Source organism: Nitrosospira multiformis (genome assembly GCF_003050865.1).
GTDB classification, from domain to species: domain Bacteria; phylum Pseudomonadota; class Gammaproteobacteria; order Burkholderiales; family Nitrosomonadaceae; genus Nitrosospira; species Nitrosospira multiformis_E.
Genome location: NZ_QAOK01000001.1, coordinates 161,226 through 175,740, shown reverse-complemented (window position 1 = coordinate 175,740; position 14,515 = coordinate 161,226). Strand labels below are relative to the sequence as shown.

Genomic DNA, 14,515 nt, shown 5'->3' with positions numbered 1-14,515 from the left:
ATTGAACGTCAAGCCTTGCCTCTCATTCTTTTGACTGCATTTCACAGGAAAGTGAAAGCGCAGGCTTGCCCGCGATCGGCCGGAGCCATCTGTCCTTGAGAGAAACCACGAGCTTGTCCGGCGAGACGGGGAGTATGATTGAAATACGCGCACCGTGCGGCCGCATATTTTCAATCTGGATCGTTCCCCTGTGTTCTTCGATTATCTTTTTTACAATGGGAAGACCGAGTCCGGTTCCTTTCGGTTTTGTTGTCACATAGGGTTCAAATACCCGTGCTCTCACCTGTTCAGGAAATCCCCCGCCGTTATCGCTGACAGTGAAACGTATTCCTGAGGTCAGGGTTTCCGTTTGTATCATGATTGCGGGTTGAGCCAAACCGGCCAGCGCATCCTGGGCATTCTGCAGGAGATTGTGTATCACCTGACGCAGTCGCGCGGAGTCCCCTTTCATCATCGGCAGGTCGGACGCCAGAACCAGATCGATGTGCGGTTGCCGATTATCCGGCGCTGCTGTGGCTGGGCTTTCATACAAGGCCAGTACTTCCCGTACCAGCGCATTGAAATCCAGAAGGTGAAATTCGGGTTCAGGGGCGCGCGCGTATTCGCTGAATTCATTGACCATCCTTTTAAGCGCTTCCACCTGATTGACGATCGTTTCGGTGGAACGCTGCAGAATTTGCGCATCATTGTCATTCAGCTTCGCGGCAAGCTTGTGCTGTATGCGTTCGGCGGACAATTGTATCGGGGTCAGGGGATTCTTTATTTCATGCGCCAGACGCCGCGCCACTTCTCCCCACGCTGCTGCGCGCTGGGCTTCCAGCAGATGGGTGATGTCGTCGAACACGACGACGCCTCCTCCGCCCGGCACATGCGCCAGCCATGTTCCCCGTAGCAGCAGGACCTGACGCATGCCCTCTCTCGTTCGCTCCACCTGGCGCTGCCACTCGCCCTTTATTTCCGAGTGAAATCCTTCCAGAATTCCATATGCGAAAGCGTTCAACCCGGATTCATGCGTCGCCCATTCCTCGATCGTCAATCCTTCCAGGGCGGGCAGCGGAACGTTCAGGATTTGCTCTGCGCTCAGATTGGCTGTGCGCAAGCGCAGGTTTTCATCGAATACCAGGACGCCCGAGGAAAGATTGGCCAGGATATTTTCCAGATAAGCTCGCGCACTTTCCACTTCCTGTTGATTGTGCTGGGCAGTTATCCGCGCTTCCTCCAGCTGCTGGGTCATGAGATTGAATGATTCGGTCAGTACACCCAGTTCGTCGCGGCTCCGTACCGGATGACGTCTGCTGAAGTCGCCCTGTGCTACCGCTCGCGTGCCTTCCGCCAGCATTCCCAGAGGGGCGCTGAGCCGCTCGCTGATCAGGAATGCGGCGGCCAGGGCAGAGAAAAGCGCGAGCAGCAGTGCGAGCGTCAGGGTCACCCCGTAGAGATGTTTGAGACCTTCGCGCGACAGCAGCAATTCCTGGTAGTCCCGATAGGCTGCCTGTACTATTTCTGCGTCTTCTGCCAGTTGTTTCGGCACGGGCTGCGTCAACTGCAGAATGCGCGTATTGTTTCTTACGCCGGGAACATCGATAGGTGACCATACCTTCAGGTACAAACCCTCCCCGGGAATTGACTCAATCGTGCTGTACCCGCTCTCAGCCCTGATCTGATTCATTGACGTCGTACTGAGCCCGGCAGGCACGGTTTCGCTCGTGTCCGCACGTGCAAATGCAACGACGTTACCTTCGTGATCGAACAGGACTGCCTCCCGCACCTGCGTTTGATGGACGAGCTGGTTCAATGTTGGCAGCAAGGGCCCCGTTTGCTCGGATAATGCAAGCGCGGCGCGGTCGGCTTTTCTGTACAGATCTTCCAGCCGGCTGTCGAGAATGGTACGTCCCAGTTCCAATCCGCCTTCCAGAGCGCGATCCACTTTTACGTCGAACCACGATTCGATGCTTTTTCCCAGAAATTGCACCGATATGCTATAGACCAGGACACCCGGGAGCACCGCCATCAGCGAGAAGATCAGCAACAGGCGCAGCGCCAGCCTGGAACCGAATACGCCCGCCTGAAGCCTGCGTCTGAGCCTCCATAGCAGGTATCCGACGATTGCCATGAGGAACAGCACAAAACCGGCGTTGAGCCTGATCAGAAGCCTGTATTTACGGTCAAAGAGCCCGGTATCGGCGCCAGCGCTCGCGAGCAGGAACAGCATGATCGCCCCCAGCACCACGCCGGCGATGATGAGGTATTTCATCATTTGCCGTCATCCTGCAGCTTCTGGGAGGGTAGGCGGGTATCCCACCGCAAAGTGCCGGAACCGAGATCCCATTCCCGGGAGCCGAGCGTTTCCACCTGGAACGGCTTGGGCAGCGCCGCTATGTCGAGACGCATGCGCAATTCCACGGTATATTCCGCATCCGGGATCAATTCTTCACTCGCATTGATCGGCCGGTCCCGCACGCGGCTTAACGCCTGTAGCGCCTCGTTGAGCGAACCGAAGCTCTGTGACAACGCCCCTCGCGTCAAGCGATACTGGCGGGTCAGTGCGTAGTAGCTCAACCCTTCGCGCACCCTGCTATAGCCTACTCTTTCATCGAACCAGTACCAGCGTGAGTTCACCAGGCCGAGTTCCGTGACAAAATAAAGCACAATACCCTTCTCCAGTGCGTGCTCCAGTTTGTGATTGAGGGTAATCTGGAAATCGGCGTCAAACTCGTAGGCGCCTTCCACTGGTTTGATTCTGACCGACTTGATTTCTATGCGTGCTTCCGCCTGTGCGCTGGATGCCTGTCCTATGAGTACAAGCAGCAGCATTGCCGCTGTCATGCGCAGGAGACGTGCCAGGAAATCAGAGCTTTTCAAGCAACGCATAAAAAAAACCGTCGTGATGGGGATCCGGCAACAACTGGCCGTCAACGATTTCTGGCACGGAAAAGGGCAACAGACGAGCGTCCGGGTGATGATTCAGGAAGTTTTCCACCTGAAGACCGTTTTCCTCTGCGAATATGGAACAGGTGACATAGAGCAATTTGCCCCCTTTGACCAGGGTTTGCCAAAGGGCATCGAGCGTTTTACGTTGTATCTCCGCAAACTGCGCCAGATCGCTTTCGCGCCGCAGCCATTTGATGTCGGGATGACGCCGCGCCACCCCGGACGCAGAACAGGGGACATCAGCCAGGATGCGATCGAATGGCCTTCCATCCCACCACTCCTCCGGGTGCATGGCGTCGCCCTGAATGATGCGATAAGGCTTGAGGCCGAGACGAGTGAAATTCTGCTTTAGCCGTTCTACCCGCTCGCTATCATTGTCAACTGCGATCAATTCCAGATCGGCCAACTCAAGCAGATGTGCACTTTTCCCGCCAGGCGCAGCGCAGGCGTCCAGCACACGCATTCCACTCCGGGGGCATAATAACGGCGCTGCCATTTGGGCGGCCACATCCTGAACTGATACCAGGCCTTGACCAAATCCCGGCAGTTTTTCCACCGGGACGGGGTGAAATAATTCAAGCGCCTCTTCTGCCCAGTTGTTTTCCGGTCGCCGGGCATTCAGTCCGGCATTGTGCAGCAGGTTCTGATAGGCTTCAACGTTTGTTCTCCGCCGATTGACTCTGAGCGCCATGGGCGGCCGCCGATTGGCAGTTTCCAGTACAGCCTGATAGCGTGAGGGATATTGCGCATGGAGTCTGTCGATCCACCATTGTGGATGAGAATACCTTCCTACATCGGTTGCCGCCGTTTGTTCAAGCAGGGCAGGACGTTTGCGCAAGAAGTTGCGCAATATCGCATTGACCAGTCCGCCTACACTTTTCGCATGCCGAGGATCCCGCATGTTCCTGCTATTCCTGCTATCGATCGAGGGACTGCAGGAAGCGGATACCGCGCTGTCCACCACGACATGCGGCGCCGTTTTGCTGTATTGAAGCTGATACAGCCCCACCAGCAGCAGGTAGCGCAAACCCTGATCCTTCAGTGGCTTGTTCAGCAATAAGCCAAGCAATATGTCCAGTTGACCATAAAAGCGCAGTACGCCATAGCTTAAATCCTGAATCGCACCTCGCTGCTGGTCAGAGAGGCCGCTGTGGCTGCGCCAGGTTTCCTGCAAAACGGTTGTCAGACTCGCGCCGCTCAGCACTCTTTCAACAGCGGTGGCGGCCAGGCGCTGGGTCCTGATCATTCCCGGCTTTCAAAACGATCGCCCCGCTGCAGAGAATGCCCCAGGAGGAATTCAGCGGATCTTAATTTTTTACCTCCGGATTTTTGCACGATCTCCAATACCAAGGCATGCTTGCCGCATGCAACGACAATTCCGTCTGGCCTTACTGCAACGATTTCCCCCGGTTTTTCATCTGCCTCTGCGGTATCTACGCTGGCCCGCCACACTTTTATGGAAATTCCATTCACGGTGGAATGCATGCCGGGACGAGGATTAAAGGCCCTCACTGCGCGATCAATGTTTTCTGCATCCATCCGCCAGTCAATTTCGGCTTCCATCTTTTCCAGTTTGGAGGCGTATGTCGCCGCCAGATCATTCTGGGGAGTGGCGATAATTTTTCCTTGCTGCAACAAAGCCAACGCCTCTATGATACAGGCCGCTCCCAGTTGCCCAAGCTTTTCATGCAATGTTCCGGCAGTATCCTCCTTTGCGATTGTAATACTTCGTACCAGCAGAATGGGGCCGGTATCGAGACCACGATCCATTTGCATGATCGTAATTCCTGTTTCCCGGTCTCCCGCTAGAATCGCGCGTTCGATCGGAGCTGCTCCGCGCCATCTGGGCAGTAACGAGGCATGGATGTTGACGCAACCAAGTTTTGGAATATTCAGAACGGAGAAAGGCAGAATCAATCCATACGCGGCGACAATCATGATATCCGCCCCGATGGCATCGAGTTGCGCATGCAACTCGGGTTGCCTGAGGGAGGAGGGTTGCAGCAGATCAAACCCGTGCTTTTGCGCCAGTAACTTCACTGCACTGGGAACATTTTTCATGCCTCTTCCGGCAGGGCGATCCGGCTGGGTCAGGACCAGTGCAATTTCGTGTCCGGCATCTGCCAGCGCTTCAAGCGCGACAGCGGCGAAAGGAGGCGTTCCGGCAAAAATGATTCTCATGGGGATAGGCAGAAGCAGGCGCTCGACCGCAAGAAAGGGCTGTCAGTGTTCGCATCCCGTTCCCGCTGCCAGGGCGCCGGTCAGTGAACTCTCCGGATAATCTCGCATTGCGGGTTGCATTGGGGTTGCTGTGGAAACAGGGAAATGCGCCGTGGAATGTACCAAAAGCTTGCAAGAGACGCACAATAAAGATATAAATTTTTACGCGGTCTGCTACATCACCTTTCGGCGCTGTTTCCGGAATTTTGCCTGAATCCTCGATTGCTTCATCTGCGACCAATACTCCACAAATACTTTTCCCAGCAGGTGGTCCATTTCATGCTGGATACATACCGCCAGAAGGCCGTCGGCATCCAGCGTGAAGCGCTCGCCGTTCTTGTTCAGTGCTTCGACGGTAATCTGCGCAGCGCGCCGCACCTTGCCAAATATCCCAGGTACGGACAGACAGCCTTCCTCATAGTCCGATTCCCCGTCGCGGGCGGTGATTTCCGGATTGATCAGCACAAGCAGCTGGTCCTGGGTATTGGAAACATCGATTACGATAACGCGCCTGTGTACATCCACCTGGGTGGCAGCCAGCCCGACTCCCGGCGCAGCGTACATGGTTTCTGCCATATTCTGCACCAGGACACGTATCTCATCGGTGACTTCGGGAACCTGCGCCGCAATGGTGTGCAACCGTTCGTCAGGATATTGCAATATTTTTAATAACGCCATAAAAAGGCTTGAACATAAAAGAAACTGAATGCAAAATTCAAGGCGATGCCTGATAGCGGATAGTCCACCGCACCCTCGCAGGATTCCTGCGGATATATTATATCCTGATTTACGCAACCTTCTTTTCTCCGACCTTCAATCACTGCCAAGTTCCTATAACTCATCAGATTGTCCTGTCATGATGGTAACCGGAGATTTGCCTCCAGGTTGATCACCATGGGTTCTGCAGCGGTGAAGGAATGAAGTCCACCATCCGCAGTTACGGGATGAAGAGGCCATGTCATCAATACCTGACCAGGTAATTTCGCAGCGGAATATCGAACCGGATATCGAATCCTGGCTTGCTCTGGATTTGATCGATGGTCTGGGCGACCAGTCCATGAGGTGTTTGCTTGCGGCTTTTGGCAGTCCCGCTGCAATTCTTTCGGCGAGCAGGGGTTCATTGGAGCGCGTGGTTAAAAGGAAGGTGGCGGGCAGCATTATCGGGGGAGCTGACCCGCAAAAGCTGAACGCTTCGCTCAAATGGCTGGAAGACCCGCAGAATTCCGTCATCACCCTGGCAGATTCGGATTATCCCGCACTGTTACTCAATATCCCCGATCCTCCGCCGCTTCTCTATATCAAAGGAAAGCGCGATCTGCTGAACACGCCAATACTTGCCATTGTCGGCAGCCGGAATGCTACGCCCCAAGGTCTTTCCAATGCAGAAGCTTTTGCCGAGGCAGCGAGCAATGCGGGGTTTTGCATCGCCAGTGGCATGGCGCTTGGCGTGGATGCCGCAGCACATCGTGGGGGACTGCGAGGAAGGGCAGGGAGTGTTGCCGTGGTGGGTACCGGACTGGATCTCGTTTATCCCGCAAGCCATCGCAAGTTGGCGCATGAGTTGGCGGAAAAGGGCGCGCTTGTCTCCGAGTTTCCGCTGGGTACGCCTCCTATCGGCAGCAACTTTCCGCGTCGCAATCGCATCATCAGTGGCCTGAGCAGGGGATGCCTTGTGGTCGAGGCTGCGTTGCAGAGCGGTTCTCTTATCACCGCACGACAGGCGTTGGAGCAGGGACGCGAAGTATTCGCCATTCCGGGCTCCATCCACTCGCCCTTGTCCAGGGGATGCCATGCACTCATCAAGCAGGGCGCCAAGCTGGTGGAAAGCGCAGGGGATATTCTGGAGGAATTCGGCTGCCCACCTGGAGTTCCCACCCTCATCCCGGAAGGTGATGAGACTGCAAGAGAAGAATTTTTGCTGTTGAAACACCTCAGCCACGACATCATCGATATCGATACCCTCTGCATGCGTAGCGGCTTGACGGTAGAAACGGTATCGGCGATGCTGTTGACGCTTGAACTGGATGGCATAGTCGCCAGTCTTCCCGGCGGGCGTTACCAGCGGCTCCGGTAGGTTACAGTGTTCGAGGTAGGTACGGTTTTCATGTGATAACCAGTTCTGGAGGGGGTAACGCGGAACCGGAAGAGGTTGCAGGAGCTGCAGCGACTGGTGCGGACGGCATGATTCCGCGCGGAGAAGCATGGCTGTTTTTCTGCTCAGCTTGCCTGTTTACAGGCATTCCTATCATGATGATGTTTTTGGTTCCGAGTCGGTGGCAGTGCTATCTATTTTTGCCTGCCACCTGTTATGCTGATGAATCGCGTGGGGGCGCGCGATATTTACAGGAGTTTCATGGGTAAAACCTTAATCATTGCCGAGAAGCCTTCTGTTGCCGCAGACATTGCGCGTGTCCTGGGCGGATTCACGAAACATACCGACTACTTCGAGAACGATGAATATGTCGTGTCGTCTGCTGTAGGGCATTTGCTTGAGCTCGCGGTCCCTCCTGAACACGAAGTCAAGCGAGGGAAATGGAGCTTTACGAATCTGCCTGTCATTCCACCGCATTTTGACCTCAATCCCATCGAGAAAACTGAATCGCGGCTGAAGCTTCTGACCAGGCTCATCAAGCGGAAGGATGTGGACGCGCTGATCAATGCTTGCGATGCAGGCCGGGAAGGGGAGCTGATTTTCCGCTACATCACTCGCCATGTTGGAACCAGAAAACCGGTTAAACGGCTATGGCTGCAATCGATGACGCCCACTTCCATCCGGGAGGGTTTCAATAAGCTGCTGGATGATGAGGACGTGTGGCCATTGGCGGAAGCAGCGGTAAGCCGCTCGGAAGCTGACTGGCTGGTGGGCATAAACGGCACACGCGCCATGACTGCATTCAATTCGCAGGAAGGCGGCTTCCATAAAACCACAGTGGGACGTGTGCAAACTCCTACATTGGCGATTCTGATCGAGCGCGAAGACATCATCAAGAAATTTGTCCCTCGCAGTTACTGGGAAGTGCATGCAACGTTTTCCGCCGGGGAAGGAAGCTATAAGGGCCGCTGGTTCGATGAGTCGTTCACGAAAGCCAAAAAAGACAATGAGCAAAAACCGGAGCGGCTATGGAATCAAGCGACTGCGGAAGCTATCCGCGCCAAGTGCCTCGGCAAATCTGGCGTCGTCACCGAAGAAAGCAAGCCTGCTACCGAAACCTGCCCTTTGCTCTATGACCTTACCAGTTTGCAGCGCGATGCCAACGGCCGTTTCGGCTTTTCCGCCAAGACTACGCTCGCACTGGCACAGGCATTATATGAAAAGCATAAGGTGTTGACTTATCCGCGCACGGACTCGCGGGCCCTGCCGGAAGATTATATTGCCACCGTCAAGGAAACCCTGGGTTCGCTCGAAAACTCCGGATACGGAGCATTCGCGGCGCAGATTCTCAGCGCAGGCTGGGTCAAGCCCAATAAACGTGTATTCAACAATGCAAAAATCTCCGATCACTTTGCGATCATTCCTACGACCATTGAAGCCCGGGGTTTGAACGAGGTGGAGTCAAAACTGTACGATCTTGTTGTCAAGCGTTTTCTCGCGATATTTTATCCGGTGGCTGAATTTCTCGTTACCACCCGTATCACACGAGTGGAGAGCGAGCCCTTCAAGACGGAAGGCAAGGTCCTGGTCAATCCCGGCTGGCAGGCCGTTTACGGCAAGGAGGCGCAGCCTTCAGGCACAGAGGACAGTTCGACCCTGGTCAAGCTGGAGCCGGGTGAATCGGTGATCGCCGAGGAAATTGAGGTTGCCTCGAACCAGACCCGGCCGCCCCCCCGATTCAATGAGGCCACGTTGCTGTCCGCGATGGAAGGTGCGGGTAAATGGGTGGAAGATGAAGAACTGCGGGAAGCCATGAGCGCAAAGGGACTCGGCACGCCGGCGACACGCGCCGCTATTATCGAAGGCCTGGTATCGGAAAACTACGTCCAGCGTGTGGGACGGGAACTGCATCCTACTGCCAAGGCCTTTTCCCTCATCACCCTGTTGCGCGGGTTGAAAGTACCGGAACTCACTTCGCCCGAGCTGACGGGTGACTGGGAGTACAAGCTGCGCCAGATCGAACAGGGAAAGCTCGAACGCAACAAGTTCATGGCGGAAATCGCGGAGATGACGAGCCACATCGTGCAACAGGCAAAAAGTCATCGCGGTGAAACCATCAGTGGAGATTTTTCGACGCTCAAGTCGCCCTGTCCGAAATGCGGCGGCGTGATTCAGGAGACATATAAAAAATTTCAGTGCCAGAAATGTGATTTCGCGCTATGGAAAATTCTGGCGGGACGACAATTTGAAACGGCGGAAATGGAACAACTCATTACCCGGCGCGAGGTGGGACCTCTCCAGGGTTTTCGGAGCAAGATGGGCCGGTTGTTCAACGCCAACATCAAACTGACTGATGAGTTCGAAATGAAGTTCGATTTCGGCGCAGACGGGGAGCAGGATGCCGAAGAAGTTGATTTTTCCGGGCAGGAACCGCTCGGAAAGTGTCCCCGGTGCAGTGGTCGGGTATTCGATCACGGCATGAGCTACCTGTGCGAAAAATCGCTCGGTTCTGCGCACACATGCAGCTTTAGAATAGGGAAAATCATTCTCTCGCGGCCGCTCGAGCGCGAGCAGGTGATGAAACTGTTGCAGACCGGCAAAACGGATCTGCTGACAAAGTTTATTTCCAAGAAGGGCAGGCCGTTTTCAGCCTATCTCGTTGCCGGCAAGGATGGAAAAATCGGGTTCGAGTTCGAAGTGAAGGAGGCAAAGGTTAAAACCCCGGCAGAGACGGAGGAAGCAAAGGTATCGAGATCGAGGGCGAGGGCTGCGCCGTTGAAAAAAACCCTCTCCGCGAAAACGAGGTGAAAAGGGCAGTGGGGCGCAGCTTGCTTCGTCAAGACCCGTGTCGGGAGAGCGGAGGGCTGAGAGAATGAAAGAAGAGGGGAGGAGCGTGATTGCGTAACGCCTCATCCTTTATTGGGAGGCTGCTGATGACTGATGGGTTTCGATATAGGAGACGATATCTCCTACGGTGCTGAATCCCTTTGCTTCCTCGCTATCGAAATTGATGCCAAATGCATCTTCAGCGTCAAACAGAAGCTGGATCGTATCCATGGAGTCGAGTCCAAGCTCTTCAAATTTTGAAGACCGGTTGATAGTGGAAGCATCGAGATTCTCGACTTTTGTGGCGATGAATTGTACGACCTTTGCTTCAATCTCCGCTGTGTCCATATCTAGTCTCTTCCTTCATGGGTTGTGAAAAGGATGCTCGCATTGTTGCCGCCAAATCCGAAAGCGTTACACAAGCCGGTGCGGACACTCCTTTTCTGCGCAACGTTGGGTGTGTAATCGAGGTCACATTCGGGATCAGCCTCATCAAGATTGATGGTCGGATGGATGGTGCCGGTATGAAGCGCCATGATGGTGGCGATACTGCCGATTGCTGCCGACGCGCCAATGGAATGCCCTACCATCGATTTGGTGGCGCTGATGGCAATATCAGCGGCGCGCGCTCCAAAAAGATTTTTTATCGCCCGCGTTTCGACTGTATCGCCCAATGGCGTGGAAGTCGCATGTGCATTGATATACTCAATGGAATCCGGCTCCATTCCGGCATCACGGATGGCTTCCCGCATGGCAGCTATCTGGCCTTCCATGTCGGGCATTACGATATGCGTTGCATCACATGCCTGTCCATAGCCGGCAAGCTCGGCATATATTTTCGCTCCCCGGCTGCGGGCCTGCTCTTCCTTCTCGAGAATCAGTATTCCGGCACCCTCTCCCATGACAAAACCATCGCGGCCTTTTGCGAAAGGACGCGAGGCTCCGGCTGGATTGTCGTTGGAAGTGGTGGTCAGGGCATGCAATATCTCAAAACCGTTGATGGTGAGCGGCAATACGCACGCTTCTGCGCCGCCGGCGATCACCACGTCTGCTCTTCCTGCACGCAGGAGATCGAGTGCCGCGCCGATGGCATTGGCTCCCGAAGAGCAAGCTGTACTGGAGGTCAGGTTCATGCCTTTGAACCCATGTTTGATCGCGATCCAGGCGGCGGCGGAGTTGGCCATTGTGCGTGGTACGGTGAAAGGCGGTACCGGCTGGTTCCGAAACTTGCGCAGCGCGGATGATTCGAAGGTGGAAAAGCCGCCCATTCCCGAACCTATGCTCACCCCGATGCGGCGAGACTCATAAGCATCAAGTCCGCCGGCATCCTCGAGGGCAAGACGCGCAGCAAGCAGGGCAAGCTGGGTGAACCTGTCAGTTTGCTCGATATACTTTTGGGAGAGGAAGGTTGAAGGATCAAAGTCCGCCACTTCTCCTGCAATTTGGGAACGCCTGCTCGATGCATCAAAGCTGGTTATTCTTTTTATTCCGCTCACACCATTGACAGCTGCTGACCAGAACTGGTCAACCCCGATGCCAATGGGAGAAACAACTCCCATTCCTGTCACGACTACACGCATACAAAACCGGAAATAATCATAAGAATCTGCCCAACCTCATTATGAGGAGATATTCAATGCAGTGAACAGGTGAGCTCTCATTGTGCAATGGACAGCGGAATCCACCGGGGATCGTTAGCCGGGGCCATTGCCCGAAGGTTTCCGGCTTCACGGTTGCGTGGGACACTCGCGTTGCTACTTTGCGTTGAATATCATGGGGAACAGGTATCTCAATATGCCTCCCATAATCCAGATGATGAGTAATAAACTCGAGATGACGGCTACTCCTTCGATAAGCGCTGACAGGAGCGTTGCAGCCAGGCTATCGAATTCCTGTTGCCCGGCTTCGTTGCGCCGGCGCCTGCGGCGATTCCTTACCCATATTTGCAGTCCGATAACGACAGGAATAAGGGCGAGAGACACTAGCAGGCTATACTCAGAACTTTCCATCAATAATCAACCTTCCGCAAATAATCGTTACAGAATCACTGCCAGTCGCTGTTTCCTTCTTTTCCTCTTACTTCATTCGCTATACTACCGCTCATTCTCCGGACTGAGTGTACGGAGATGGCAGGGATAAATGCTGAAGTCCGTCCCAGGTAGCAGACCGCCAATTATAATATCACACGTCAACAAGATGTCATCGAGTTAACAAGTTAACATATCCGCCCTGTTCGCAGGGTATAGACTGGCTCCTGCCGGGACTCGGTAAAGCTGAAATCGTTTCGTTCTTCCGTCAGCTCATTTCCGGGGCGCAGCCTTTCACGGTGCGAACATTGTCAGGTCTCTGCCCAATGCGAACCATGGAATATCCACGTCGATCATCAAGTGCCGAGTTTTGCATGAAAAAAAAGATTAGCGGCCCAAACTTCTCGGAAGTCGTTGTCCGTCCCGTCAGAAGCTACCGGGAAATGGGGATTTTTATCGATATTCCTTGGAGTATTTACGCTGATGATCCCATGTGGGTTCCCCCTTTGCGGCTGGAACGACGCCTGCATTTTTCGAGATTCAACCCCTTTTTCAAGCACGGAAAATGGCAGGCATGGATTGCATACAGGAGTGGTCAGCCGGTGGGAAGGATCAGCGCTCAGATCGACCAACTGCATCGGGAACGCTACGGCGGCGATAGCGGACATTTCGGTCTGTTCGAGTGCATAGATGATAAGGAAGTGGCGGCTGCCCTCTTCTATACGGCTGAGGCATGGCTGAGTGCGCAGCAGACGAGGCATGTGACCGGTCCGTTCAATTTATCAATCAACCAGGAATGCGGCATATTGGTGGAAGGTTTTGATACGCCGCCGGTGGTGATGATGCCACACTCCCGCAAATGGTACGGTCGCCTGCTGGAAGAACAGGGGTATCAACAGGCAAAGGATTTGCTTGCCTATTGGATAGAGCTCGATTTCAAGGTGCCGCGGCTGATGGATGCCTTGATCGGTAAATTTGCGGATCAGGTGCGCCTGAGGACTCTGCGCCGCGACAAGTTCAGCGAAGAGCTGGAAGTGCTGCGTGATATATTCAACGATGCCTGGTCCGAGAATTGGGGGTTCGTTCCTTTTACTCAGTCGGAGTTCGCTGAACTTGGGGCCAGCCTTCGCTTGCTCGTACCCGATGATTGTATCCAGATTGCGGAGGTCGACGGAGTGCCCGCCGCGTTCATGGTGGCATTGCCAAATCTCAACGAAATTTTTGCCGAACTGAACGGACACTTGTTCCCGTTTGGATGGATCAGACTGGTCCGGATCAGATCCAGGGGAGGAGTGCATACCGGTCGCATCCCATTAATGGGAGTACGCAGGCGCTTCCATAGTACTCCGCTCGGTATGGCGCTTGCCTTCATGGTCATCGATGCGCCGAGGGAACTCGGACGAGCCATGGGAGTGAAGGCAATGGAATTATCCTGGATACTTGAGGATAACAAGCCCATGCGTGCCATTCTGGATAGTTTGGGCTGCAGGGAGTATAAACGCTACCGGGTTTACCAGAAGATGCTGTGAATGCCGGATGGAGCAACTGAAGAACCGGAATCGGTAAAACGATGCAATGAAAAAGAATGATCTGTTCACCGCCGTGGTGCTGGCAGCGGACCGCACGGCTCGCGATCCCATCTCCGTGGAAACGGGAGCGCCCTGCAAGGCGTTCGCGCGCGTCGGGGGAATCCCGATGATTATCCGCGTGCTGGACGCGCTGGAAGCCAGCGGCATGGTGAAGGGCATCATTTTGTGCGGGCCACCGAAGTCCTTGCTGCCCGCTTGTCCGGAGCTGGAGGAACGTATCCGCAGCGGGCGCGTCATCTGGCTGCCAAATCTCGATTCTCCCAGCCGCAGCGCCCGCAGCGGCCTCTCCCAGGTGAATCAGGAGGACCCGGTATTATTGACCACAGCCGATCATGCGTTATTGACACCGGCCATCGTGCAATATTTTCTTCGCAACTCGCAGACGTCGGATTGCGATGCTGCTGTGGGGGTCGTCAAATATGAAGATGTGGCAGCTGCGTTTCCCGGGGCAAGGCGAACGGTAATAAGGTTAAAGGATGCGAATGTCTGCGGCTGCAACCTGTATGCCTTTCTCAATGATCGCGGCCGCGGTCTCGTATCATTCTGGCAACGTGCGGAAGACCTGCGCAAGCGACCGGTACGCTTGATCATGGAGACTTTCGGGTTCGCGACTGTCTTCTATTATCTGCTGGGATTATTGACGATAGAAAGGGGACTGAGAGCAGTCAGAAGAAAAACCGCCATCAGGGCGCATCCGGTATTCCTGCCTTACCCTCAAGCGGGGGTCGATGTGGACAAGGTTGCAGATCTGGTGCTGGCGGAGTCGGTGCTGGCCGGCAAGGGGCCGGCTGCCGGAGGAGAGGCCGATTTGCGCGGACCCGCTCCCTGAA

12 protein-coding genes are annotated in these 14,515 nt (G+C 54.8%); 4 read left to right on the top strand and 8 right to left on the bottom strand.

Annotation, left to right across the window (positions count from 1 at the left end; all coding sequences use genetic code 11):
• Nucleotides 1–22: 22 nt before the first annotated feature.
• From C8R21_RS00755 to def, 5 genes are all read right to left on the bottom strand, one after another.
• Nucleotides 23–2,254, bottom strand: coding sequence for a sensor histidine kinase (locus tag C8R21_RS00755; protein WP_258192185.1), 2,232 nt, complete (start codon nt 2,252–2,254; stop codon nt 23–25).
• A complete protein-coding gene (locus tag C8R21_RS00750; protein ID WP_107760983.1) occupies nt 2,254–2,871 on the bottom strand; it encodes a DUF4390 domain-containing protein in 618 nt (205 codons plus the stop codon). Before C8R21_RS00750 ends, C8R21_RS00755 begins: the two co-directional genes overlap by 1 nt.
• A complete protein-coding gene (rsmB, locus tag C8R21_RS00745; protein WP_107760982.1) occupies nt 2,849–4,177 on the bottom strand; it encodes a 16S rRNA (cytosine(967)-C(5))-methyltransferase RsmB in 1,329 nt (442 codons plus the stop codon). The genes C8R21_RS00750 and rsmB overlap by 23 nt, the downstream gene beginning before the upstream one ends.
• Nucleotides 4,174–5,112, bottom strand: a complete 939-nt coding sequence (gene fmt / locus C8R21_RS00740) for a methionyl-tRNA formyltransferase (RefSeq protein ID WP_107760981.1) — start codon at nt 5,110–5,112, stop codon at nt 4,174–4,176. The genes rsmB and fmt overlap by 4 nt, the downstream gene beginning before the upstream one ends.
• A gap of 213 nt (nt 5,113–5,325) precedes the next feature.
• Nucleotides 5,326–5,829 carry a peptide deformylase gene (gene def / locus C8R21_RS00735; RefSeq protein WP_107760980.1) on the bottom strand — a complete coding sequence of 168 codons (504 nt, stop codon included), beginning with the start codon at nt 5,827–5,829 and terminating at the stop codon, nt 5,326–5,328.
• Nucleotides 5,830–6,106: 277 nt separating this feature from the next.
• Between def and dprA the strand changes: the two genes are divergently transcribed.
• Nucleotides 6,107–7,225: a DNA-processing protein DprA gene (dprA, locus tag C8R21_RS00730; RefSeq protein ID WP_107760979.1), complete on the top strand. Its 1,119-nt coding sequence runs from the start codon at nt 6,107–6,109 to the stop codon at nt 7,223–7,225.
• 279 nt (nt 7,226–7,504) lie between these two features.
• Nucleotides 7,505–10,051 (top strand): DNA topoisomerase III, encoded by a 2,547-nt coding sequence (locus C8R21_RS00725; RefSeq protein ID WP_107761074.1) that lies wholly within the window; start codon nt 7,505–7,507, stop codon nt 10,049–10,051.
• 108 nt (nt 10,052–10,159) lie between these two features.
• On the opposite strand, the gene C8R21_RS00720 is transcribed toward C8R21_RS00725, so the two are convergent.
• The 3 genes from C8R21_RS00720 to C8R21_RS00710 all read right to left on the bottom strand — a co-directional run bounded on the left by C8R21_RS00720 (nt 10,160) and on the right by C8R21_RS00710 (nt 12,078).
• A complete protein-coding gene (locus C8R21_RS00720; protein ID WP_107760978.1) occupies nt 10,160–10,417 on the bottom strand; it encodes an acyl carrier protein in 258 nt (85 codons plus the stop codon).
• 2 nt (nt 10,418–10,419) lie between these two features.
• Entirely contained in the window at nt 10,420–11,649 is a 1,230-nt protein-coding gene (gene fabF / locus C8R21_RS00715) for a beta-ketoacyl-ACP synthase II (RefSeq protein WP_107760977.1), read from the bottom strand.
• 174 nt (nt 11,650–11,823) lie between these two features.
• Nucleotides 11,824–12,078 carry a hypothetical protein gene (locus C8R21_RS00710; protein ID WP_107760976.1) on the bottom strand — a complete coding sequence of 85 codons (255 nt, stop codon included), beginning with the start codon at nt 12,076–12,078 and terminating at the stop codon, nt 11,824–11,826.
• Nucleotides 12,079–12,470: 392 nt separating this feature from the next.
• On the opposite strand from C8R21_RS00710, the gene C8R21_RS00705 reads away from it, so the two are divergent.
• Both C8R21_RS00705 and C8R21_RS00700 read left to right on the top strand, forming a co-directional pair.
• Entirely contained in the window at nt 12,471–13,625 is a 1,155-nt protein-coding gene (locus C8R21_RS00705; RefSeq protein WP_181258819.1) for an N-acetyltransferase, read from the top strand.
• A 46-nt stretch (nt 13,626–13,671) separates the two neighbouring features.
• Nucleotides 13,672–14,514, top strand: a complete 843-nt coding sequence (locus tag C8R21_RS00700) for a nucleotidyltransferase family protein (protein WP_107760975.1) — start codon at nt 13,672–13,674, stop codon at nt 14,512–14,514.
• Nucleotide 14,515: the final 1 nt, after the last annotated feature.

Coding starts and splice junctions, on each gene's coding strand:
- C8R21_RS00755 (WP_258192185.1), bottom strand. CDS start 2,254: ATGAAATACCTCATCATCGCCGGCGTGGTGCTGGGGGCGATCATGCTG.
- C8R21_RS00750 (WP_107760983.1), bottom strand. CDS start 2,871: ATGCGTTGCTTGAAAAGCTCTGATTTCCTGGCACGTCTCCTGCGCATG.
- rsmB (WP_107760982.1), bottom strand. CDS start 4,177: ATGATCAGGACCCAGCGCCTGGCCGCCACCGCTGTTGAAAGAGTGCTG.
- fmt (WP_107760981.1), bottom strand. CDS start 5,112: ATGAGAATCATTTTTGCCGGAACGCCTCCTTTCGCCGCTGTCGCGCTT.
- def (WP_107760980.1), bottom strand. CDS start 5,829: ATGGCGTTATTAAAAATATTGCAATATCCTGACGAACGGTTGCACACC.
- dprA (WP_107760979.1), top strand. CDS start 6,107: ATGTCATCAATACCTGACCAGGTAATTTCGCAGCGGAATATCGAACCG.
- C8R21_RS00725 (WP_107761074.1), top strand. CDS start 7,505: ATGGGTAAAACCTTAATCATTGCCGAGAAGCCTTCTGTTGCCGCAGAC.
- C8R21_RS00720 (WP_107760978.1), bottom strand. CDS start 10,417: ATGGACACAGCGGAGATTGAAGCAAAGGTCGTACAATTCATCGCCACA.
- fabF (WP_107760977.1), bottom strand. CDS start 11,649: ATGCGTGTAGTCGTGACAGGAATGGGAGTTGTTTCTCCCATTGGCATC.
- C8R21_RS00710 (WP_107760976.1), bottom strand. CDS start 12,078: ATGGAAAGTTCTGAGTATAGCCTGCTAGTGTCTCTCGCCCTTATTCCT.
- C8R21_RS00705 (WP_181258819.1), top strand. CDS start 12,471: ATGAAAAAAAAGATTAGCGGCCCAAACTTCTCGGAAGTCGTTGTCCGT.
- C8R21_RS00700 (WP_107760975.1), top strand. CDS start 13,672: ATGAAAAAGAATGATCTGTTCACCGCCGTGGTGCTGGCAGCGGACCGC.